The organism is Dyadobacter sp. HNCC25DJ186 (assembly GCF_056895235.1).
Genome location: NZ_JBXHAS010000004.1, coordinates 95,327 through 116,967, shown reverse-complemented (window position 1 = coordinate 116,967; position 21,641 = coordinate 95,327). Strand labels below are relative to the sequence as shown.

At 40.9% G+C, this 21,641-nt stretch carries 18 protein-coding genes; 14 read left to right on the top strand and 4 right to left on the bottom strand.

From position 1 onward, the window contains the following. Position 1 precedes the first annotated feature (1 nt). The 3 genes from AC1XUO_RS14255 to AC1XUO_RS14245 are packed head-to-tail and all read left to right on the top strand — an operon-like array spanning position 2 to position 4,680. Positions 2–1,108 carry a DUF4249 domain-containing protein gene (locus AC1XUO_RS14255; RefSeq protein WP_483330495.1) on the top strand — a complete coding sequence of 369 codons (1,107 nt, stop codon included), beginning with the start codon at positions 2–4 and terminating at the stop codon, positions 1,106–1,108. Positions 1,109–1,126: 18 nt separating this feature from the next. After that, on the top strand, positions 1,127–2,257 hold the full coding sequence (locus AC1XUO_RS14250; RefSeq protein ID WP_483330494.1) for a DUF4249 domain-containing protein: 1,131 nt from the start codon (positions 1,127–1,129) through the stop codon (positions 2,255–2,257). Positions 2,258–2,265: 8 nt separating this feature from the next. Next, the gene (locus tag AC1XUO_RS14245) at positions 2,266–4,680 is read left to right on the top strand and encodes a hypothetical protein (RefSeq protein ID WP_483330493.1); all 2,415 of its coding nucleotides are present in this window, start codon (positions 2,266–2,268) and stop codon (positions 4,678–4,680) included. Between the two features lie 97 nt (positions 4,681–4,777). On the opposite strand, the gene AC1XUO_RS14240 is transcribed toward AC1XUO_RS14245, so the two are convergent. After that, entirely contained in the window at positions 4,778–5,239 is a 462-nt protein-coding gene (locus tag AC1XUO_RS14240; RefSeq protein WP_090341271.1) for an Lrp/AsnC family transcriptional regulator, read from the bottom strand. A gap of 170 nt (positions 5,240–5,409) precedes the next feature. Between AC1XUO_RS14240 and AC1XUO_RS14235 the strand changes: the two genes are divergently transcribed. Both AC1XUO_RS14235 and kbl read left to right on the top strand, forming a co-directional pair. Then, the gene (locus tag AC1XUO_RS14235; RefSeq protein ID WP_483330492.1) at positions 5,410–6,363 is read left to right on the top strand and encodes an NAD-dependent epimerase/dehydratase family protein; all 954 of its coding nucleotides are present in this window, start codon (positions 5,410–5,412) and stop codon (positions 6,361–6,363) included. Between the two features lie 33 nt (positions 6,364–6,396). Continuing rightward, entirely contained in the window at positions 6,397–7,587 is a 1,191-nt protein-coding gene (kbl, locus tag AC1XUO_RS14230; RefSeq protein ID WP_483330491.1) for a glycine C-acetyltransferase, read from the top strand. Between the two features lie 72 nt (positions 7,588–7,659). Here the strand turns inward: kbl and AC1XUO_RS14225 are convergent, their stop codons facing one another. Continuing rightward, positions 7,660–8,478 (bottom strand): transglutaminase domain-containing protein, encoded by an 819-nt coding sequence (locus tag AC1XUO_RS14225; RefSeq protein ID WP_483330490.1) that lies wholly within the window; start codon positions 8,476–8,478, stop codon positions 7,660–7,662. 347 nt (positions 8,479–8,825) lie between these two features. Here AC1XUO_RS14225 and AC1XUO_RS14220 point away from each other — a divergent pair, with 347 nt between their 5' ends. From AC1XUO_RS14220 to AC1XUO_RS14200, 5 genes are all read left to right on the top strand, one after another. Next, the gene (locus tag AC1XUO_RS14220) at positions 8,826–9,359 is read left to right on the top strand and encodes a YceI family protein (RefSeq protein WP_483330489.1); all 534 of its coding nucleotides are present in this window, start codon (positions 8,826–8,828) and stop codon (positions 9,357–9,359) included. Between the two features lie 130 nt (positions 9,360–9,489). Then, positions 9,490–10,614 (top strand): 3-keto-disaccharide hydrolase, encoded by a 1,125-nt coding sequence (locus AC1XUO_RS14215; RefSeq protein ID WP_483330488.1) that lies wholly within the window; start codon positions 9,490–9,492, stop codon positions 10,612–10,614. 73 nt (positions 10,615–10,687) lie between these two features. After that, positions 10,688–12,040 (top strand): neutral/alkaline non-lysosomal ceramidase N-terminal domain-containing protein, encoded by a 1,353-nt coding sequence (locus AC1XUO_RS14210; RefSeq protein ID WP_483330487.1) that lies wholly within the window; start codon positions 10,688–10,690, stop codon positions 12,038–12,040. A gap of 112 nt (positions 12,041–12,152) precedes the next feature. Next, positions 12,153–13,238 (top strand): Gfo/Idh/MocA family protein, encoded by a 1,086-nt coding sequence (locus AC1XUO_RS14205; RefSeq protein WP_483330486.1) that lies wholly within the window; start codon positions 12,153–12,155, stop codon positions 13,236–13,238. Between the two features lie 87 nt (positions 13,239–13,325). Further along, positions 13,326–13,823 carry an acyl-CoA thioesterase gene (locus AC1XUO_RS14200; RefSeq protein WP_483330771.1) on the top strand — a complete coding sequence of 166 codons (498 nt, stop codon included), beginning with the start codon at positions 13,326–13,328 and terminating at the stop codon, positions 13,821–13,823. Positions 13,824–13,999: 176 nt separating this feature from the next. Here AC1XUO_RS14200 and AC1XUO_RS14195 read toward each other — a convergent pair whose 3' ends face one another. Continuing rightward, the gene (locus AC1XUO_RS14195; protein WP_483330485.1) at positions 14,000–15,553 is read right to left on the bottom strand and encodes a helicase HerA-like domain-containing protein; all 1,554 of its coding nucleotides are present in this window, start codon (positions 15,551–15,553) and stop codon (positions 14,000–14,002) included. A 226-nt stretch (positions 15,554–15,779) separates the two neighbouring features. On the opposite strand from AC1XUO_RS14195, the gene AC1XUO_RS14190 reads away from it, so the two are divergent. The 4 genes from AC1XUO_RS14190 (at position 15,780) to AC1XUO_RS14175 (ending at position 20,375) form a co-directional block, all read left to right on the top strand. After that, complete coding sequence (locus AC1XUO_RS14190) at positions 15,780–16,796, top strand: alpha-E domain-containing protein (protein WP_483330484.1); 1,017 nt, start codon at positions 15,780–15,782, stop codon at positions 16,794–16,796. A 74-nt stretch (positions 16,797–16,870) separates the two neighbouring features. Further along, positions 16,871–17,713, top strand: a complete 843-nt coding sequence (locus AC1XUO_RS14185) for a transglutaminase family protein (RefSeq protein ID WP_483330483.1) — start codon at positions 16,871–16,873, stop codon at positions 17,711–17,713. A gap of 107 nt (positions 17,714–17,820) precedes the next feature. Further along, complete coding sequence (gene glmM / locus AC1XUO_RS14180; RefSeq protein ID WP_483330482.1) at positions 17,821–19,227, top strand: phosphoglucosamine mutase; 1,407 nt, start codon at positions 17,821–17,823, stop codon at positions 19,225–19,227. Further along, the gene (locus AC1XUO_RS14175) at positions 19,227–20,375 is read left to right on the top strand and encodes a cysteine desulfurase family protein (RefSeq protein WP_483330481.1); all 1,149 of its coding nucleotides are present in this window, start codon (positions 19,227–19,229) and stop codon (positions 20,373–20,375) included. Before glmM ends, AC1XUO_RS14175 begins: the two co-directional genes overlap by 1 nt. A 177-nt stretch (positions 20,376–20,552) precedes the next feature. Here AC1XUO_RS14175 and hemH read toward each other — a convergent pair whose 3' ends face one another. Then, on the bottom strand, positions 20,553–21,614 hold the full coding sequence (gene hemH, locus AC1XUO_RS14170) for a ferrochelatase (protein ID WP_483330480.1): 1,062 nt from the start codon (positions 21,612–21,614) through the stop codon (positions 20,553–20,555). Positions 21,615–21,641: the final 27 nt, after the last annotated feature.

Sequence of the window (21,641 nt, the reverse complement as noted above, 5' to 3'; positions counted from 1 at the left end):
GATGAGAAACGGGTTCCGTTCTTTGGTGCTTAGTTGTTTCGCTTTGTCATTTTTACTTTATGCTTGCGTTGAACCGTTTTCGCCGCCAGAAGTAAATTCAGATGAAGGATACCTGGTTGTTGATGGATTTTTGAATATGGGTTCTGATACCAGTACGATCGTACTAAGTCGAACCCAAAGCGCCAGTGTTAAAACAAGTGTTGTCATGGAGGCGGGTGCGAAAATTACTGTTGAGCAGGAAAACGGGGCCGTTTTAACATTCACCGAAAAGGGAAATGGTTCTTACTTTTTGCCACCCGTTACGTTAAATATGTCGGGAAAATACCGGCTAAAAATTAAGACAACAAATGGAAAAGAGTATCTTTCTGATTTTGTAGAAGCCAAAAATACACCTCCGATTGATAGCGTGGCACTCGTTCTGGATACTCGGCAGGAAGCAGCGATGATGCAGGTCAATGCGCATGATCCGCAAAATAAAACCCGGTTTTACAGGTGGAAATTTGAAGAAACCTGGGAGTACCGGGCCGCGTTATATTCTTCTCTTGAGTTGGTTAATGGCCAGATCGTATCCCGAAAAGAAGACATCAACACCTGTTATCGAACAGTCAAATCGAGTAATATTTTGCTAGGTTCAACGATCAAACTGACGCAGGATGTTATTAAGGATTTGCCTTTGACAACCGTTCAGTATAGTACCGGAAAGCTGCGTATTAGATACAGCTTATTGGTAAAGCAATACGGATTGACACAGGATGCTTTTGAATACTGGACAAGCCTTTCCAAAACAACAGAAGGAACGGGAGGGCTTTTTGATCCGCTGCCTTCGCAGGTAACAGGCAATATCAAATGTGTGACTGACAATCAGGAATTAGTTTTTGGGTATTTCAGTGCTGCGGTAGAACAAAAAAAACGCGTGTTCTTTACCCCTGGTTTAGGCTCTTTTCCTTATTGTGAATCGCAAAAGCTTAGTTTATCTGATGCTATGAAGACGTCAGCTATTCTACTAAATTTCTCTGGTGAAAGACCGGATTCGGTTTTTGTTGCCAGTGAGTCCTGCGCCGATTGCCGGGCACAGGGAGGCGTTCTTAAACGTCCTTCTTTTTGGTAGTGATTTAATAGAAATATTATGAAACGATATTATTTAATAATAGCCGGGTTTTTAGGTTTCGCGTTTTTTATAAACGCGTGCGTAGAACCATTTTCTCCGCCCGAAGTTAATACGGACGAAGGTTATCTTGTTATTGACGGCTTTCTAAACATTGGTACAGATACGAGCAGAATCGAACTGAGCCACACGCAAAATGCAAATGCCACAACACCAGTGACAAGAGAGTCGTCAGCAGCGGTAAGTGTTGAGGAGGATAATGGAGTGATTTATAACTTTACAGAAAGCGGAAACGGATCTTACTTTTTGCCGCCTCAGCAATTTAATAAGACTTCAAAATACCGCCTCAGGGTAAAGACAGCTTTTGGAAAAGAATATCTTTCTGATTACGTAGAAGTCAAAGATACTCCGCCAATCGATAGCATTGAAGGAAAAATAGATCCTCGGCAAGATGCTATGGTTATGCAGGTAAATACCCATGACCCGGCAAATCAGACGCGTTTTTACCGCTGGAAATTTGAAGAAACCTGGCAATACAGATCAGCTTTTAATTCCAGTATCGAGATCGTTAAAAAGCCGGTGGGGGAAGATTATGAAATTGTTTCACGCAAAGAGGATATAAATCTGTGCTGGCGAACTTTGAAATCTTCGAATATATTGCTTGGTTCAACTGTCAAGCTTTCCCAGGATGTCATCAAGGATTTACCTCTGACTGCAGTTCCGATTCCTTCAAACAAGTTATATATCAAGTACAGTATTCTGGTCAAACAATATGGGCTGACACAGGATGCTTTTGAATATTGGACCAGTCTGGCTAAAACAACCGAAGGGACCGGCAGCTTATTTGATCCCTTGCCCTCTCAGATTACCGGAAATATTAAAAATACGGCTGACGCTCAGGATTTGGTTTTTGGGTATTTCAGTGCATCTGTAGAACAAAAAAAGAGAATTTTCCTTACACCAAATCTCGGTACTTTTCCGAGATGCGATGCACCCGATACGCTTTTAATTATTGATGCGCTGAAAGTTCCCAGCTCCATACTCACCAACTATTTCGGGCCGAGATCTGAATACGTGCTTACAACCAGCCCGTTTTGTGCAGACTGCAGAGTGCAGGGTGGTACTATTATAAAACCTTCTTTTTGGGAATAATGAAAAATATGAACCCATACTATCAAATCGCAAGATTTAGCCGCAGGATACTATCCCTGGTGATATTTATTTTTGCGGCAATAACAGGACAGGCGCAAAATAATTTTGCTGATGAACTTTCTCGAAAATTCCAGCAGTATAGCCAACGGGCTGTGCAGGAAAAATTATATCTGCATGTAGATCGCAGTTTTTACCTGGTTGGTGAAACGATGTGGTTTAAAGCTTATTCTGTGAATGCAGGCACAAATAAGTATATGGATCTGAGCAAAATTGCCTATCTCGAAGTGATGGATAAGGAGCAAAATGCGCTGGTTCAAACTAAATTTTCGTTGCTGGATGGGAAAGGTAACGGGTCGCTCGTGTTACCGTCGGCATTGATAAGCGGAAACTATAAAGTTCGGTGTTATACCAACTGGATGAAAAATTTCAGCTCAGATTTTTTCTTTGAAACAGAGATTTCTGTGGTTAATCCATTTGTGAAATTTGATCCAAATCCTGACGAAAAAGCTGAATTGACTTACGATGTCCAATTTTTTCCGGAAGGGGGTCATCTGGTTAAAAATATAGAAAGTAAAGTTGGATTCCGTGCCGTTGCCAGTGATGGCAAGGGGGTTAATTTCAAGGGTGCGCTGGTTAATCAGAATAATGATACTTTGGTAAGATTTGAGCCGCGAAAATTTGGCATAGGAAATTTTACTTTTAAACCGCAAACAGGAAATACTTATAAGGCGGTTATCACGGATTTGAAAGGAAAACAAAGCACGCACCAGCTTCCGGAAATAAAGGAAAACGGTTATGTGATGCAGGTAAAAGATCTTTCTCCGAGTGAAATTGAAGTTTCGGTAGCAGGTGCGGGAAATGAAAATGTCAGTATCTTCTCACACACAGGTCAGGAAAACAGATATACCGAAACAAAAACTTTGGTTGACGGAAAAGCTACTTTCAAGATTGATAAAAATAAGTTGGGAGATGGGATCAGCCATATTACCGTTTTCAGTGCTTCCGGAAATCCTGTTTGTGAGCGTTTATATTTCAAACGGCCATTGCAAGATTTGAAGATTGATGGAAAAGTTAGTAAGGACAATTATGCCACGCGCGACCGTGTTTTGATGGATTTAAGCACAAGTTCTGATGCTGGTATTGAAGCACTTTCCGACTTGTCGGTGTCTGTTTTCCTTGCCGATTCTATACAGACGAAGGATCATGAAAGTATCAGCAGTTACTTGTTTTTAAGTTCGGATTTAAAAGGAAATGTTGAGTCGCCGGAATATTATGCGCAGAGAAATAACAAGCAGGTTGATATTGATTTGGACAACCTTATGTTAACCCATGGCTGGCGGAGATTTCAGTGGGACAATGTTTTCAAAGGAAACACTACGTTTCCAAATTTACCAGAATTTGACGGTCATTTTATTTTCGGAAAAATGACCAATACCGTCACCGGAGAACCGGCGAAAAATATCGGTGCCTATCTGGCAGCTCCGGATTCTCCCGCCAGGTTGTATTTTGCAAGAAGTGATGATAAAGGGGAAGTGCGTTTTGAGGTAAAAGAAATTTTCGGCCCGAAAGAGGTGACTGTCCAAACTAACCTTCGCCAGGATAGTACATATCGGTTCGAAATGGCGAATCCATTCTCCAAATCACCTTTAACTTCGGGATTGTCCTCTTTTAAATTTGATAAAAACCTTGAAAATACGCTTTTAACCCGCTCTGTAAACATGCAGACGATCAATGCATTTTTGCCGAAATGGTATAAAGAAACAAAATATGTATTTCCCGACTCTCTGGCTTTTTTCGGAAAGCCAGATGAAAAATATTTTCTGGACGATTTCACCCGTTTCCCAACCATGGAAGAAGTCATGCGGGAATATGTCCGTGGCGTTATGGTAAGGCGTCGCCAAAAGGAATTTCACTTTTTCATGATGGATAAGTTATTTCCGCAAACATTTTTTAACGACGATCCATTGATTTTACTCGACGGTATTCCTATTTTTAATACCGATAAGATTATGGCCTTCGATCCTTTGAAAGTCAAAAAAATCGAATTAATGAGCGCCCGCTATTTCCTCGGATTTGGAGTATTTACGGGAATTGTAAGTTTGTCAACTTATCGGGGCGATCTTGCTGGTTTTGAGCTGGATCCTCGTATCTTAGTGATGCCATATGAAGGACCGCAGATCAAGCGGGAGTTCTATGCACCCAAGTATGATACGCCGGTTAATATGCAAAGCAGGATACCTGATTTCAGGAATCTGTTGCACTGGGCTCCGGACGTAAAAACAGACGCACAGGGTAAGGCACAAATTAGTTTTTATACATCCGATCAGGTAGGACATTACAGGGTTATAGTGCAGGGAATGACTAAAAATGGTTTGGTTGGCAGTAAAACTTTCAGTTTTGAGGTAACACGCAGAAATTTATAAGTATAGATCTTACAGTGTCGTCCACCCAAACATAGTGCAGTGCTATGTCCCAATTTGAAAACCTGGAGATTCTTCTTCGGGTTTTTCTTTTTTTACCTCAAATATAAAACTCAGACGTATGTTTAATTTCTTTCAAAACGAAAGTGCTGTTCAAAACGCCGATGTTATCTATTTTGGATAATTTATATTTTACAAAATCATGATATTCGTCAAGGCTTCTTACGTTGATTTTCAGTAAAAAATCTACCTGTCCGGCCATGTGATAACATTCCTGTACCTCATCCAGGTTCTGGATTTCCTGCTCAAATTTTTCGATGAAAGCTTCGTTGTGATAACGCATGGATACCTGGCATATCGTCGTAATGGGTCTGTTGATCAGTTTTTTATCCAGGATTGCTACATATTGTTTTATAAAACCCAGATTTTCCAGGCGACGGATCCGCTCGTAAATGGGAGAAATGGTCAGATTTAATAATGTGGCAATTTCTTTGGTTGTTTTCTTCGCGTCTTTTTGCAGAATACGCAGAATTTTGGTATCAATTTTATCTATTTCTTCCATGTCAGCATAATATTTCCTGCTATTGTAAAACAGAATGTTGTTGAAAAGTAAATTTTACTTATAATATTGTTTATGGCAATAATATTTATTGATTTTGTCTGTAAATATTTAAATAATTGTCTTAAAATGCAAAATTGCAAGTGATTTATACTTTCTAAATGCCTTGTAAAATGAAAACTGAAAGCATATTGGTTATCGGAGCAAATGGTCAGATCGGGTCTGTTCTTGTAGAATATTTGCGTGGTATTTATGGCGATAACAAAGTGATTGCGTCGGATCTGAGGTTTAATCCGGATTGTCCCGATTATTTTGAACTGCTTGATGCAACAGATGGAAAAGCTTTACAGCAGATTGTGAAGCGTCATAAAATAACTCAGATTTATCATCTGGCTGCAATATTGTCCGCAAAAGGAGAGCAGGATCCTCTGAACACATGGCAGATCAATATGCAGACTTATTTCAACGTACTGGAAACAGCCCGTGAAAATGGAGTGAAAAAAATATTCTATCCGAGTTCTATCGCCGTTTTTGGGGCGCACGTACATGGAGCAGCAGGCCAGTTTTCATATCTGGATCCTTCCACAGTATACGGAATCAGTAAGGCTGCCGGGGAAAACTGGTCCAATTACTATTTTATCAGATATGGAATGGATATCCGCTCTTTGCGATATCCGGGAATCATCAGTTACCAATCATTGCCCGGTGGCGGAACAACGGATTATGCTGTCGACATTTATCACAAAGCCGTTAAAGGAGAACATTTTGATTGCTTTTTGAAAGAAGATGCAACGCTTCCGATGATTTACATGAGTGATGCGCTGGATGCGACGGTTCGTTTGATGGAGGCTCCTTCGGAAAAGATCAGCGTACGAACAGGATACAATCTGGCTGGTATGAGCTTCTCTCCGAAGGAAATTTATGACAGCATCTGCAAAATTATTCCAGCGTTTGAGATCAGTTATAACCCTGATTATCGTCAGGCAATAGCAGATTCCTGGCCGTCAGAAATTGATGACTCCGAAGCCAGAAAAGACTGGGGATGGCGGCCGGCATATTCTCTGGATAAAATGACGGAGGAAATGATTCAGGAATTGAGAAAAAAATATGAAATAGTTAGAAGCTAATCTTCTTCATTAATTCATCCAAATTAAAACGAGATGTACGGAAATATTAAAGAACAACTTCAAGGCGAACTTGACGGAATAAAAGAGGCCGGACTTTACAAGACGGAACGTATCATTGTAACGCCTCAGGCAGCACAGATTGCCACAGCGAATGGTATTGAAGTATTAAATTTTTGCGCGAACAATTATCTTGGTTTATCATCCCATCCGGATGTAATCGAAGCAGGTATTGAAACGATTCGTACGCATGGTTTTGGTATGTCGTCGGTACGCTTTATTTGTGGAACACAGGATATTCATAAAGAACTTGAGCGCAAAACCGCTGAGTTTCTGGGTACCGAAGATTGTATTTTGTACGCGGCAGCCTTTGATGCAAACGGAGGCGTTTTCGAACCGTTACTTGGTGAACAGGACGCTATTATTTCCGATGAATTAAATCATGCTTCATTGATTGATGGTATTCGTTTGTGTAAAGCAAAACGTTTCCGTTATAAGCACAATAACCTGGAAGACCTTGAACAACAATTGAAGGATGCCCAGGGAAGTCGTCGTATTCTGATTGTCACGGACGGAGTTTTTTCAATGGATGGAACGATTGCACAACTGGATAAGATCTGTGATCTGGCGGAACAATACGGTGCAATGGTTATGATCGATGAATGTCATGCTTCCGGATTTATTGGCAAAACAGGCCGCGGAACGCATGAATTCCGAAATGTCATGGGAAGAATTGACATTATTACCGGGACATACGGAAAAGCTTTGGGTGGTGCTTCGGGTGGTTTTACTGCTGCAAAAAAAGAAATTGTTGAAATTCTTCGCCAGCGTTCACGTCCTTATTTATTCTCCAATACGCTTGCGCCATCTATCGTCGGTGCGTCCATAAAAGTGCTTGACTTGCTTACGAGTTCCACAGCGCTTCGTGACAAACTTGAATATAGTACAAAATATTTCCGCGAAGAAATGACCAGAGCCGGGTTTGATATTCTTCCTGGCGAACATCCGATTGTGCCCATCATGCTGTATGATGCAAAATTGGCTCAGGAATTTGCAGCTAAACTTTTGGATGAGGGAATTTATGTGATCGGATTTTTCTATCCGGTTGTCCCGCAAGGAAAAGCGCGTATCCGTGTTCAGATTTCCGCAGGACATGAGCAGCAGCACCTGGAAAAAGCAGTTGCCGCTTTCACAAAAGTGGGTAAGGAATTAGGTGTGATCAAGTAATTTATACAAACAAAAATGAACGAGCCGGATACTTGTTGTGTCCGGCTTGTTCTATGTATAAAGAATTTTCTACTACTGAATATTTTCCTGCGTAGGTTCTGGTTCTAAAAGCTGAACTTCTACGTGAAGAGACTGCAAAGTTGCATTACCGTACTGTGTGATCATAGCAACGTCGGCAGCGTCACGGCCATGCGCGATTTCTATACGATAACCTTCCGTTTTTTCCTGAACTGCATCGAATGTATACCAGTCGCCGCCAATATAAACTTCAAACCAGGCGTGCAGATCCATTTCTTTTAATTTATCCAAATACCCGACGGTCATTCTCGTTGGGATACAAAGATTACGGCAAAGCGCGATCGCTAAATGTGTAAAGTCACGACAAACGCCAATTCTGTTTCTTGCAACATCCAAGGCCGTCGTGCTGGCATCGGTAACGCCATATTGATACTTTATATTTTTGTGAATCCAGCTTCGTATTGCTTCAACCTGCTCGTAACCTGGAACCAGACTTCCCGCAATCTCCATTGCCAGCATATTAATTTCATGCAGATCTGATTCGCAGTAACGACTTGGCAGAATGTAGTGCATGATATCATCAGGCAGATCGCCGACAAGCATAAATTTCGGAGCCGGATTTGGAATTACTTTGGTTGGATTAACCTGAGCTTCTACCTCTGTCGTGATCGTGACCTGGCCTACGGGCAAAATGGTACGTTGGCAAGGATTGCCGTAAATATCTGTGTATTCTGAAAATGACACAGGAGGATTAATATCAAAACCTTCCCTGATAATCGATTGTCCTTCCTGACGCCGCGGACGTAGCATTGTGGTCACAGTTGTGGGCGCATATACGTCATACGTAAATATGCTGCGTCCCTTCATTTTCATGTAATAATCGTTTAAGTAAAGTTTAGTAAATATAGAAAGCTTTCCTGTCGGAAGTCAGCACCAAAAATGATTTTTAAAATTTTCTTAACATGACAACCTAAACAACTGTGCCAGATTATTATACAGTATGAACCATATCGAAGGACCTGTGAAATTCATTTATTAATTTTTATAAGTCATAAATAAATTCATATTCTTCCACCCATTAGTATGACCAACTGGGGCATATTAGATTAATATTAAATTCTTTGAGACGTGATCTAATTTTGCTAGATTTCCGTTTAACAATACAAAATGGCAAGATTTTAGTGCTTTTGTTTAGGGATTAAAATTTAAAGATTATTATTATGGCAGTTACAAAGTGGATAGTAGACCCGGTACATTCTGAGGTACAATTCAAAATCAAGCATTTGGTGATTTCGACGATCACGGGTTCTTTCAACAACTTCGAAGGAGGTGCAACGTCTGATCTGAATAACTTTGAAAATGCTGAAATTCATTTTTCTCTGGATGTGAATAGTATTGATACCAACCAGGATATGCGTGATGCACACCTTAAATCGGCTGATTTCTTCGATGCTGAGCAATTTCCTCATATTACTTTTCAGTCAAATTACTTTCATAAAGTTAAGGGCGACAACTATAAACTTTCAGGCTTATTGACTTTAAAAGGTGTTACAAAACCGATTGAGCTTGATGCGGAATATGGAGGATCTGAACGGGATTCGGATGGAAATATAAGAATCGGGTTTGAAGTAGAAGGAAGAATAAGCCGCCAGGAATTTGGCTTGAATTACATGCAATTGACTGAAACCGGTGGTTTGCTTATCGGAGAGGATGTTAAGCTGTTAGCCAATATCCAACTGGTGAAACAGAGCTGACCCGTAATTTGATATCAAGAAATGCCTGTTCTGCTTTTGCATTGCAGGCATTTTTGTTTATAAATCGCGTATGAAGCGGTATAATGATGTATTTACTAACTTACCATTAATAACATACAACCTTAATCATATGAAATCAAACCTTTACTTTTTTAGTATTTTACTGTTTTCTTTTTACCAGGCAGAAAATGCTTTTTCACAGGAAAAGTCGGCTTCAACCTGGGTTTCGATATTCAATGGGAAAGATTTGAAAGGCTGGGATACTTATATGCGCCAGCCTGAGGGAAGTAATGCAAAACCTTTTGGTTTAAATAATGATCCATTAAAAGTTTTCACAGTTTCCGATAATGCTATCCACGTGTCTGGGCAGGTTTGGGGAGGAGTCAGTACGACGGAAGAATACGAAAATTATCATTTACGATTTAGAGTGAAGTGGGGAAATAGAAAATGGTATCCAGCGCCAAATGAACGTACAAAGCGGGACGCCGGCTTGCTATATCACGCAACGGAGCCTTACAGTTTTGCTTATAACAATTGGCTGCGCAGTAATGAAATGCAAATTCAGGAAGGAGAAATAGGAGATTTTTTTGGCGTTGGTGCGGGTTCAGCAGAGTTTCCTATGAGCAAAATTGAGGTTGAGGGAAAGTTGCTGGATCACTATAATCCGGAGGCGCCGCTGAAAAGAAATGCTGATGCGGTAGGCGGTGGTCGCGTCTATAGATCTGGTAACTTCGAACTTCCGCATGGAGAATGGAATAACTGTGAATTGATTACCCGAGGTGCAGATGCAGTATATATTGTAAACGGTTATGTTGTAAACAGGCTTTTTAATACATACCGCGATTCTATACATCTTCAGACCACCCGTGGGAAAATCCAGTTTCAGTCGGAAGGAGCAGAAGTTTTTTATAAAGATATAGCATTGCGTCAAGTAAATTTCTTGCGTAAAAATGCTCCCAAATTAACTGCTGATCAAAAGATTATAAAAAATATAAATAGTGAAAAGCCGCAGGTTTTGAAAATTACGAACTCTGGTGATGCGGTCGAGCTTATAGCAGTAGAAATAATTGGTAGTTCAAATGATAGATTTAATATAACCTTACCAGCCTTCCCATTGCAACTGGAAAAGGGAAAATCGTTGTCGTTACCAATTTATGTGAAGCCGGGAATATCCTCACAAGTGACAGCTAAATTACACCTGGAAACTGTTTTTGGACCCATTTCAGGCTTTGAGGTTATGTTGGAAAGTAAGTGACCCCTGTTGGTATTTGGTCAATTTCACAAAAGCTTCCATATCTTTACCGCTCAAAATTATCTATTCGGTCTTCATGAAAATCCTGAAATTTTTTCTTTATATCATCGGTTCGATATTTTTTATTTTACTAATAATGGTCGCCACGATGGTTACCACAGTTGACCGTACGCCTTATAAGGAAATGGCTTATTATAAACAATGGAAAGAAAATATTGCTCAGATCAAGAACAAAACTACTGCCGACAGGACTTCAAAAACATTAAGTGCGGGATGGGCAAAAGTAAATATTACCCCTGAAACGCCTGGGCCGATGGCAGGTTACGGAAAAAGGCGCGGAGCTCACTACGAAGCAGTTCATGATTCGATTTATGTCCGGACTGTTGTGGTTGACAATGGGATTTCAAAAGCAGCGATAGTCACAGCGGACATGCTTATCGTACCGCCAAATATTACCGAGCGTGTAAAAGCATTACTTCCAAAAGTAGGTTTCACTTTTGATCAGGTGTATTTTGGAGCCATTCACAGTCATAATAGTTTGGGCGGGTGGTATAACACCATCACCGGAAAGCTTTTTGCCGGACCCTACGACGTAGAAACGGTTGAGAGGATTTCGCAGGCTATTATTAAATCAATAGGAGAGGCTCAGAAAAATATTCAACCTGCCACAATTGGATTTGGAGAAGTAAAAGACACGCTGGATATCAGGAACCGCCTGGTTGGCGCGGAGGGAATTCTTGATCCATGGGTCAGAAATATTGAATTTGTAAAAACAGACGGAAAGAAAGCCTTAATTACTTCTTATGCAGCACATTCAACGGTCCTGAATGCAAAAACCATGGAGTTGTCGCGGGATTATGCCGGTGCATTGGTAGATGATCTGGAAAATGGAGAAGCAAATTTTGCTGTTTATATGGCTGGCGCAGTAGGAAGTATGGGACCGATTGAAAAGGGCCAGGATGATTTTGATGAAGTTAAAAATCAGGCTGGAGGTATCGAAAAAGCGATTCAATCGATCCTTGGATCATTTGAGAAACAGCCTGATATCATTCGTTCCATTACTGTTCCATTACCGCTCAGGGACCCAACGCCGAAACTGACCCCTAAGTTTGCATTAAGAAGCTGGGTATTTCGCTGGGCATTTGGCGATGTTCCTTCTTACGTAAAAGCACTGCGCATCGGCAATGTATTAATGGTTGGCGTTCCCTGCGATTTCTCGGGCGAATTGATGCCTGAGCTGACGGCTTATGCCGCAAAAAAAGGGTTACACTTAATGGTTACGAGTTTCAATGGCGGTTATATTGGGTATATTACCAATGATAAGTTCTTTGATAGAGACCTGTATGAGACAACAACCATGAGCTGGTTCGGGCCTTATAACGGAGCATATTTCCAGGAGGTTATTAAAGATTTGATCGATAAGTTTTAGTGTGAAGTATTGTTTCAGGGAATTACCCAAATCAATTCTTGATATTATAAAGGTTTGTAAAGATAATTTTGATAACCGCTGTTAACTAAAACCTTAACAAAACCGCTAACAAATGAAGTATCTGTTAACCTTATTGTTGTGTGCTTTTTTTGTCAACTCAGCAAGTTCACAAACGCCATTGAAACTGGCCATTGCCGGACTTAGCCATGGACATGTTGGCTGGGCTTTCAGTCGTCAGGATAAAAAGGACACAGAAATTGTCGGTATTTACGAGCCTAATCAGGAACTCGCCGATCGTATTGCGACGCGATACAAATTAGACAAAAAACTGTTTTTTACTGATTTGAATAAAATGCTGGATCAGACCAAACCGGATGCTGTGTCCGCTTTTGGAGCGATAAGTGAGCATATAGCAATTGTCAGAGCATGTGCACCAAGGAAAATTCATGTGATGGTTGAAAAGCCGTTGGCCACCACTTTTGCAGATGCAAAGGAAATTCAAACGCTTGCGACAAAAAACAATATCAAGGTTTTGACCAATTTTGAAACTTCATGGTATGCAAGTAACCAATATGTGAATGATCTGGTGCTGGAAGGAAAGCTTGGTGAAATCAGAAAAGTAATGGTGAATGACGGACATCAGGGGCCGAAAGAAATTGGAGTAGGAAAGGAGTTTTTCGACATTCTTACGGATCCTGTAAAAAACGGAGCGGGTGCTTTGGTTGATTTTGGCTGTTACGGGGCAAACCTGATGACCTGGTTAATGAAAGGAGAAAGACCTGTATCTGTAACTGCTGTAACACACCAGAACAAACCGGACATTTACCAAAAAGTAGATGATGAAGCGTCTATAATTTTGCAATACCCGAAAGCGCAATGTATCATCCAGGGCTCGTGGAACTGGTCTTTTGCGCGGAAGGACATGGAGGTATATGGAACAAAAGGATATGCTATAGCAGTTGATCCAACGACAATACGAGAGCGTCTTCAGGAAAAGACGCCCGAAGAAAGAAAAAAGATAGATCCAAGGCCTGCACCTTTTACAGATCCTTTTTCAGTTTTGTCAGATGTAGTACAGGGTAGGTTGAAATTGGATAAAAATGATTTATATGAATTGCCGGTCAATGTGACGGTGGTGGAAATTCTGGAAGCAGCAAAAGCATCAGCCAAATCCGGAAAGACAGTTATGTTAAAATAATTTTTTAAATATAAATAAGTGCAAAAATATCCCTCTTCGCCCGCGCCAAAACCCGTCAGCTTTTCCCAGACAACGCTCACGGAGCTAATGATTCCATCTTATGCCAATTTTGGCGGTAAAATTCATGGAGGAATTTTACTTTCCCTGATCGACAAGGTCGCATACGCGTGTGCTTCAAGGCATGCAGCCACCTATTGCGTGACAGTTTCAGTAGACGGAGTGGATTTTTTACAGCCCGTGGAAGTGGGAGATCTCGTTTCACTGATGGCCTCGGTCAATTATGTCGGACGCACCTCTCTTGTCATCGGAATAAAAGTGATTGCTGAAAATGTCAGAAACGGCATCCAGCGGCATACCAACACCTCTTATGTTACGATGGTGGCCAAGGGAGATGACGATAAGCCGGCCGTAGTTCCGCCTTTGCTGTTAGAAAGCGAGGCTGACGCCAGACGGTTTTTGGAAGCAATGAAACGCAGAGAACTGAGAGAACAATACAAATACGCGTTCGACAACGAAAAAAATCGTATCGCCCTGGACGAAAATCTGGATAAACTTGCTACCCAAAGATGCGTCATTGGCTGGTAACCAGATTATCATTTACCACCTAAGACATATAAGAAAAGCTAAGTTTTAGTTCATCAAATTTTTAGCCTTTAGATTTAAAAAAAGACAATAATGTCATCGTCTGCATTAAATTCCAAAACTATTCTAATAAAAACTTAGCTGTCCTAATATGTCTTAGATGGTAGAAAACTATATGTTTAAAAACCGAAGAGGCCTCCTTTTTTTGATCTTGAAGTTGATTTACCGAAGAGCATACCGAATACTCCTCGCACTACCTCACGGCCGATCTGTTTTGCCAAGGGAGACGCTAGAGCTTCTTCAAACATCCCTTTTTCCTGCTTTCCACCCGTTTTAGCGACCGTTGTTTGTTCTTTTAGTTCAGCCTCCTGTCTTGTTTGTTCTTCCAGGCGTTTGGTTAAAATTTCGTAGGCACTTTCAGGGTCGATCGGATCTTTATATTTCTGATATAAATCCGACTGGCGCACATGATTTTCATAATCCGACTGCGTCATAGGCCCCATTACCGAAGTTGGAGGAAGTAAGTGCGTTGCGGCCACTTCCGTTGGAATACCCTTTTCATTCAGCACTGTAATCAGAGCCTGACCGATCCCCAACGTTGTCAAAATCTGATCAATTGAATAAAAGTCCGATCTCGGATAAGTCTTCACGGTCTGTTTCAACGCATCAGCATCTTGAGGGGTAAAGGCACGAAGAACGTGCTGAACACGATTTCCTAATTGAGATAGAACAGAAACTGGTATATCCTGGGCCATCTGCGTGCAAAAGAAAATCCCGACACCTTTTGACCTGATCAGACGTACAACCTGTTCAATTTGATCCAAAAATGCCTTCGGCGCATCCTTAAATAATAAATGTGCTTCATCAAGGAAAAATACCAGTTTTGGCTTGTCAAGATCGCCGGCTTCCGGCAAAGTTTGGTATAATTCAGCCAGAAGACTCAGCATGAATGTTGAGAAGAGCGCCGGCTTATCCTGAACATCCGAAATATTCAAAAGACTTATTACACCCTGTCCGTCAACTTTACTGATCAGATCAGAGATATCGAAAGATTTTTCTCCGAAGATAGTTCCAACACCTTGCTGTTCCAAGGCAACGATTTTACGGAGAATTGTCCCGGCAGTTGACGAAGAAATTGAGCCGTAATCAGATTTGATTTCAGCAGCACCAGGCCCTTCTGAAAGATAACTTAGAACTTTCTTCAAGTCATTAAGATCGACCATCGGGAGCTTTTTATCATCGGCATATTTAAAAAGAATTGCCAGGACTCCCGATTGGGTATCGTTCAATTCAAATATTTTTGATAACAAAATAGGGCCAAATTCCAGGATTGTAGCACGCATCTGAGCACCTTTTTCTCCACTCAATGAATAGAGCTCAACCGGAAATCCTTTTGCCTCAAATGGCGTTCCCAAAATTGCTGAGCGCTCTTCAATCGCCGCGTTTGGATTACCTGCTTTCGCAATTCCTGATAAATCTCCTTTAATGTCCGACATGAAAACCGGTACGCCCGCGGCTGAAAGCTGTTCCGCCAAAACCTGGAGTGTGCGTGTTTTTCCAGAGCCCGTTGCACCTGCGACCAATCCATGGCGGTTCATCATGCGTAGCGGCAAATTAACTTTTGCCTCTGTAATTATTTCTCCGTCGAGAATCGCCGAACCCAGATGTATTGCCGGTTTATCCGTTTTATACGATTTCTGGATTGCCGCTATAAATTGTTCTCTTTTTGACACAGGTGTATGTAGTTATTGTTAATTAATGGTCTAATTTACTAAAATTAAATATTTTGCTGTGACAATAAGCCCGGTTGGCAATTTTTATAATAAAATATTACTCTGTCAAGGAATTCTATTATTTTTCGTAGTAGTTTGTTTTTGCGAAATATTATTAGGTATTTTGACTTTAACACTATGCTAATATTCTGAAATAACTAAATTTAAATACAATTATTTGCCGCCTATGCTTAGTCGAGTTGCTAATTCAATCTATTGGATGAATCGTTATATTGAGCGGGTTGAAAATTATGCCCGTTTTGTCGGAGTGAATTTTAACCTGGCACTTGACCTTCCTCCTGACGTGGATGAGCAATGGGAGCCGCTTCTTATTGCCACTGCCGACCACTTTCTTTTTTACAAGCATTACGATAAGCCAACGAAAGAGGATGTGATCCATTTCATGACTTTTGATAAACGTAATCCGAATTCTATTGTAAGTTGTCTTTACGAAGCAAGGGAAAATGCCCGGACGATTCGTGAAACAATTTCAAAAGAAATGTGGGAAAGTATCAATACATTTTATCTGACTATCCGCGGCACTTCTCCTGATGATTTCAGGAATATGGATCACATGCAGTCTTTCTTTACGGATATTCGTAAAAATTGCCAGCTGTTTCACGGTGTCGTGGATTCATCTATCACGCGTAACGAAGCATGGCATTTTGGGCGCTTAGGCCGCCATATTGAACGCGCAGATAAATGCTCGAGATTTCTTGATGTAAAATATTTTACACTTTTACAGGATACCGGTACCAACGGTTCAACATTGGACCTGATGATGTGGACGGCAGTTTTGAAGTCTGTTAGTGCATACAACATGTATCGCCAGACACACCGCGCTTTGACGCCGATGAACATTGTTGCATTTTTAATTCTTGACAAATTATTTCCTCGTTCCATAGCATATTCAGTTCGTCAAGCCGAACTTTCCCTGTATGCAATTGCAGGTTCTATTCCTGAACGAGGACATACAAATGCTGCCGAGCGGGCGTTGAGCAAGATGCGCAGCGAATTGGAATTTACCGAGGTAGAAGATGTATTTAAAATGAGCCTTCATAAATATCTGGATCGTTTTCAGACGAATAATAATGAAGTAGACAAAGCTATTTTTGACATGTATTTTGGCCTGGAAACAGAAAAGTCGCAAAGCCAGTCGATGAGTCAGACTTCCGGGCATTTAAAAAGCCAATGGATGAATTGAACCAATCGCAGTTGGTCAGGGGTTTTATAATTACTTCATAGCACTGTCTTTTTTGCTATAATCCGGAAAACTCCATGAATCTTAAAGTTCGTCATTCGCTTGATTATAGTTACGATTTCCCAGTTGAACTGGATTCTCATACACTTTATCTATATCCCAAGGCATATCCTCACCAGCGCGTATTGAATTACTCGCTGGTGATAAATCCCATTCCGTCCAACGTTATAAAAAATGTTGACGCGGAAGGAAACGTTGAGCAGGTAGTTCACTTCTTCAAAGGTTCGGTCAACAAGTTGACTGTACAGGCTGAAATGACGGTTTGTTCTGATTTCGTTAATGTATTCGACTTTGTACTTTTCCCATTTATCACAAAAAACATTCCGTTTTTATACGATAACCGAATTTACAAATATCTGATTCCTTACTTGAATCGTGACGACGTCACTACTTATGTTGAACAGTTTGCCCGAAAAATCGCAGCCGAGGTGAATTGGGAAACAGTTCCTTTTCTTGTGGAACTCAGTAAATTCATAGCAGAAACTTTTACCTATCAGAATAGAGAATTTGGAGTTGCATATCCGCCTGATGCTACTTTAAAAGATAAAATTGGCTCCTGCCGGGATTATTCCAGGTTGTTTATTGCAGCATGCAGAAGTTTAGGAATCGCAGCGCGTTTTGTGAGCGGTTATCTGTATGGAAATCCAATGCAGGCGCATGAACTGCACGCCTGGGTTGAAGTGTATCTGCCTGGTGCCGGGTGGCGCGGTTTTGACCCGACCGAGGGAAAAGTAATTGCCAATAACCATATCAGTCTGGGTGCTTCGGCAGATTTTAATCAGCTTGCACCGGTTATGGGATTTTTTAGAGGTTCAGCTCAGTCGACGCTTGTAACCCATGTGGACATTGAGTTGGTATAATTTAAATAAACCCGTCGGTCAAATCTTCGATTGTTTTGTCAAATAATCCGCTAGACCGCCGGAAATTTGTTATTTTTGTATCGTAACAAACAGAGGAAAACCAGATCGTGACGTTAATCAAATCTATATCAGGAATCAGAGGGATAATAGGAGGGAAATCCGGAGATGCACTGACTCCAATTGATGTTGTTAAGTTTGCTGCTGCATATGGCACTTGGTTGAGGAGGACAAATCCACAAAATTTAAAAGTAGTTATCGGACGTGATGCCAGGCTTTCGGGCGAAATGGTAAGCCGTTTGGTGGCGGGTACCCTACAAGGTGTAGGTCTTAACGTTATCGATTTAGGGCTTTCCACGACGCCTACAGTCGAAATTGCGGTTACGGCCGAGGAAGCAGCGGGAGGAATTATTCTTACAGCAAGCCATAATCCGATTCAGTGGAATGCTTTAAAGTTGCTTAATCACGACGGAGAATTTATTTCAGAAGAGGAAGGAACTGAGATTCTGAGAATTGCTGATGAAGAAGATTTTCTTTTTCCTGACGTAAAAAAACTCGGAAGTTATCGTGCCGACGACACTTATCTTCAAAAACACATTGATCATATTCTTTCATTATCCCTGGTGGATGTTGAAGCGATCAAAGCTGCCAATTTTAAAATTGTCGTTGACGCTGTGAATTCAACAGGTGGAATTGTGGTTCCGATGTTGCTTGAAGCACTAGGTGTTGAAACGAAAAATATTAAGAAATTACACTGTGAGCCGACAGGTAATTTTGCACACAACCCGGAACCACTCCCTGAACATTTGCGGGATATCAGCAAAGAATTAAAGGATGGTTCGTTTAATCTGGGTATCGTCGTTGATCCTGATGTTGACCGTCTTGCTTTGATTTGTGAGGATGGATCGCCATTTGGTGAAGAATATACCCTGGTTGCAGTTGCTGATTATGTTCTTAAAAATACACCTGGAAATACTGTTTCAAACTTATCTTCTACGGCGGCTTTAAAAGATGTAACCTTAAAAGCGGGCGGCGAATATTTTGCTTCTGCTGTGGGTGAGGTGAATGTAGTAACAACAATGAAGGCAAATAATGCAATCATTGGCGGTGAGGGAAATGGCGGAGTTATATATCCTGAAAGTCACTATGGCCGTGATGCGTTGGTAGGAATTGGTTTATTTTTGACTCATTTGGCTAAATTTGGAAAGACGGCTTCCGTGCTTCGCAAGTCTTATCCAAGTTATTACATTTCAAAAAATAAAATTGAATTAACGCCGGATATTAATGTGGATAATATTCTGAGCCGTATTCAAACAAAATATTCAAAACAGCCATTGAGTACCATTGACGGAGTAAGAATTGAATTTAACCGGGAATGGGTTCATTTGCGTAAATCAAATACGGAACCGATTATTCGTATTTATTCAGAATCTGAAACGTTAACAACGGCTGTAAATCTGGCAAATAAAATCATTTCCGATATCAAGGAAATAATTTCAGAACCGAAAAATAAATAATGAAAGTCTATTTTGATAATGCTGCCACGACCCGTCTGGATCAGGAAGTTTTGGAAACCATGTTACCTCTGATGACAGAGACTTATGGTAATCCTTCTTCAATCCATTCTTACGGACGTGCAGTTCGTTCTGCCGTGGAAAGAGCGCGGAAAAGTGTAGCAGGTATATTAAATGCTGCACCTGCCGAGATCTTTTTTACATCCGGCGGAACGGAAGCAGACAATACAGCCATTCGTTCAAGCATCGAAACTTTTGGCCTGAAACATGCCATTACTTCGAAAATTGAACATCATGCCGTGCTCCACACCTTGGAGCATTTGGCAAAATCCGGCCATATCCAACTAAGTTTTGTCAATCTGAATGAACAAGGCGAAGTGGATCTGGCACATCTGGAAACACTTTTACAAACAAATTCCCGCTCACTTGTTTCCTTGATGCATGGAAATAATGAAATCGGAAATCTATTGGATCTTGATGCCGTTGGTGATTTGTGTAAACATTATGATGCCATTTTTCATAGTGATACGGTTCAGACTATGGGTCATTACAAACATGATTTGCAGCAGTTGAAGACCAATTTCATTGTTGGTTCGGCTCATAAATTTCATGGTCCAAAAGGTATCGGATTTTTATATGTGAAACCGGGAACGAAGATTTTTCCATTCGTACACGGCGGTGCACAAGAGCGTAACATGCGTGGCGGAACTGAAAATGTATACGGAATTGTAGGTTTGGCGAAAGCACTTGAAATAGCATACCGCGATATGGATCAGCATCGTGCGCATATTGAAAACCTTAAAACGAGAATGATTCATAAGCTTCAGGAGAATATCGAAGGCGTTTCATTCAACGGAAAATCGGATTTGCTGAGTGAAAGTTTATATACAGTTTTAAGTGTCAGTTTGCCTCCTTCGGGATTAAGCGATATGCTGCTTTTCAACATGGACATTGCGGGTATAGCAGTTTCGGGAGGAAGTGCCTGTGCAAGCGGAACAGATGTTGGATCCCACGTTTTAACAGAGATTCAAATCAATCCGAACCGGGCAAATGTTCGTTTTTCCTTCGGGAAATATAATACATCGGAGGAAGTTGATTATGCAGTGGAAACACTGGCAGAACTTTATCGGAAAGAATCAGTAATGTTATAAAAAGCTGATAAAATAATTAAGTCTATAAACAAAAAGAAGTCAACCGTAAAGTTGGCTTCTTTTTGTTTATAGAATCTTATTCTTAGTTAATTCACTCAATCCTTGACAACCCCTGACAAAAAATGACAATCTCTTGACTACTAATATCCATTCCCTGACAAGACCTGACCTGAAAAATTACGCCTTCCGAACCATATCCTCCAACGCCTCAATCCAGATATCACTGTCATTCAGACTTTCCACCAATTGCCAGTGTTCACCTCCTTCTTTTTCAAAAATCTCCTTATATTCTTCACCTACTTCAATGGTCGTTTCCAAACAATCGGCAACGAAGGCTGGAGAAAATGCCAGCACACTTTTAACTCCTTTTTTTGCCAGTTCCGGGATGAGCTCATCCGTGTAAGGTTTAATCCACGGCGTTTTTCCAAGTCTTGACTGGAAAGCTACGGTATATTTTCCTTCCGGAATTCCCATTCCTTTTACGAAAAGTCTGGTTGTTTCGTAACATTGAGCACGATAACAATGCTGGTTTTTCTCGTTTAATGTATCACAGCAAGTACCGAACTGGCAATAATTTGCAACATCGCCTTTTGTAATTTGTCTTTCCGGGATTCCGTGATAGCTAAAAACAAAATGGTCATATTCACGTTGAGCCATGTATTTTTTGCCAAGATTTACAAAACCTTCAACAAATTTTGGATGGTCCAGGAAGCGGTTGATAAATTTAATTTCAGGTAAAACTTCCCAGTCTTTCACCACTTCCATTACTTTTTTGTAAACAGAACCCGTGGAGGCCGAAGCATACTGAGGGAAAAAAGGAATAACGATAATTTCAGAAAGACAGAGTTTTCTGAGCTCATTCAGTCCGTTCTCAATACTTGGACTTTGATAACGCATGGCCAGTTTCACCACGAAATCATCACCCAAAACCTTCTGTAATTTTTTTTCAACAGACTCTCCATAAATCTTCAACGGCGATCCTTCCGGTGTCCAAAGTTCCTGGTAAATTTTTGCCGATTTCGGTGCGCGAAAAGGGGCGATGATTAAATTGATCAGCAGCCAGCGATTCAGGTACGGTATGTCTATAACGCGTTCATCCATTAAAAATTCACGCAGATATTTTCTAACGTCAGGAACGGAAGGACTATCCGGAGTGCCCAGGTTTACGATCAAAACGCCTGTTTTTCCCACAGGTTTTTCTTTTGGTAAAGATGGATTTGTCAGCGTTTCGGTATTCATTTTTAGATATTTTACAGCGGGATTTGT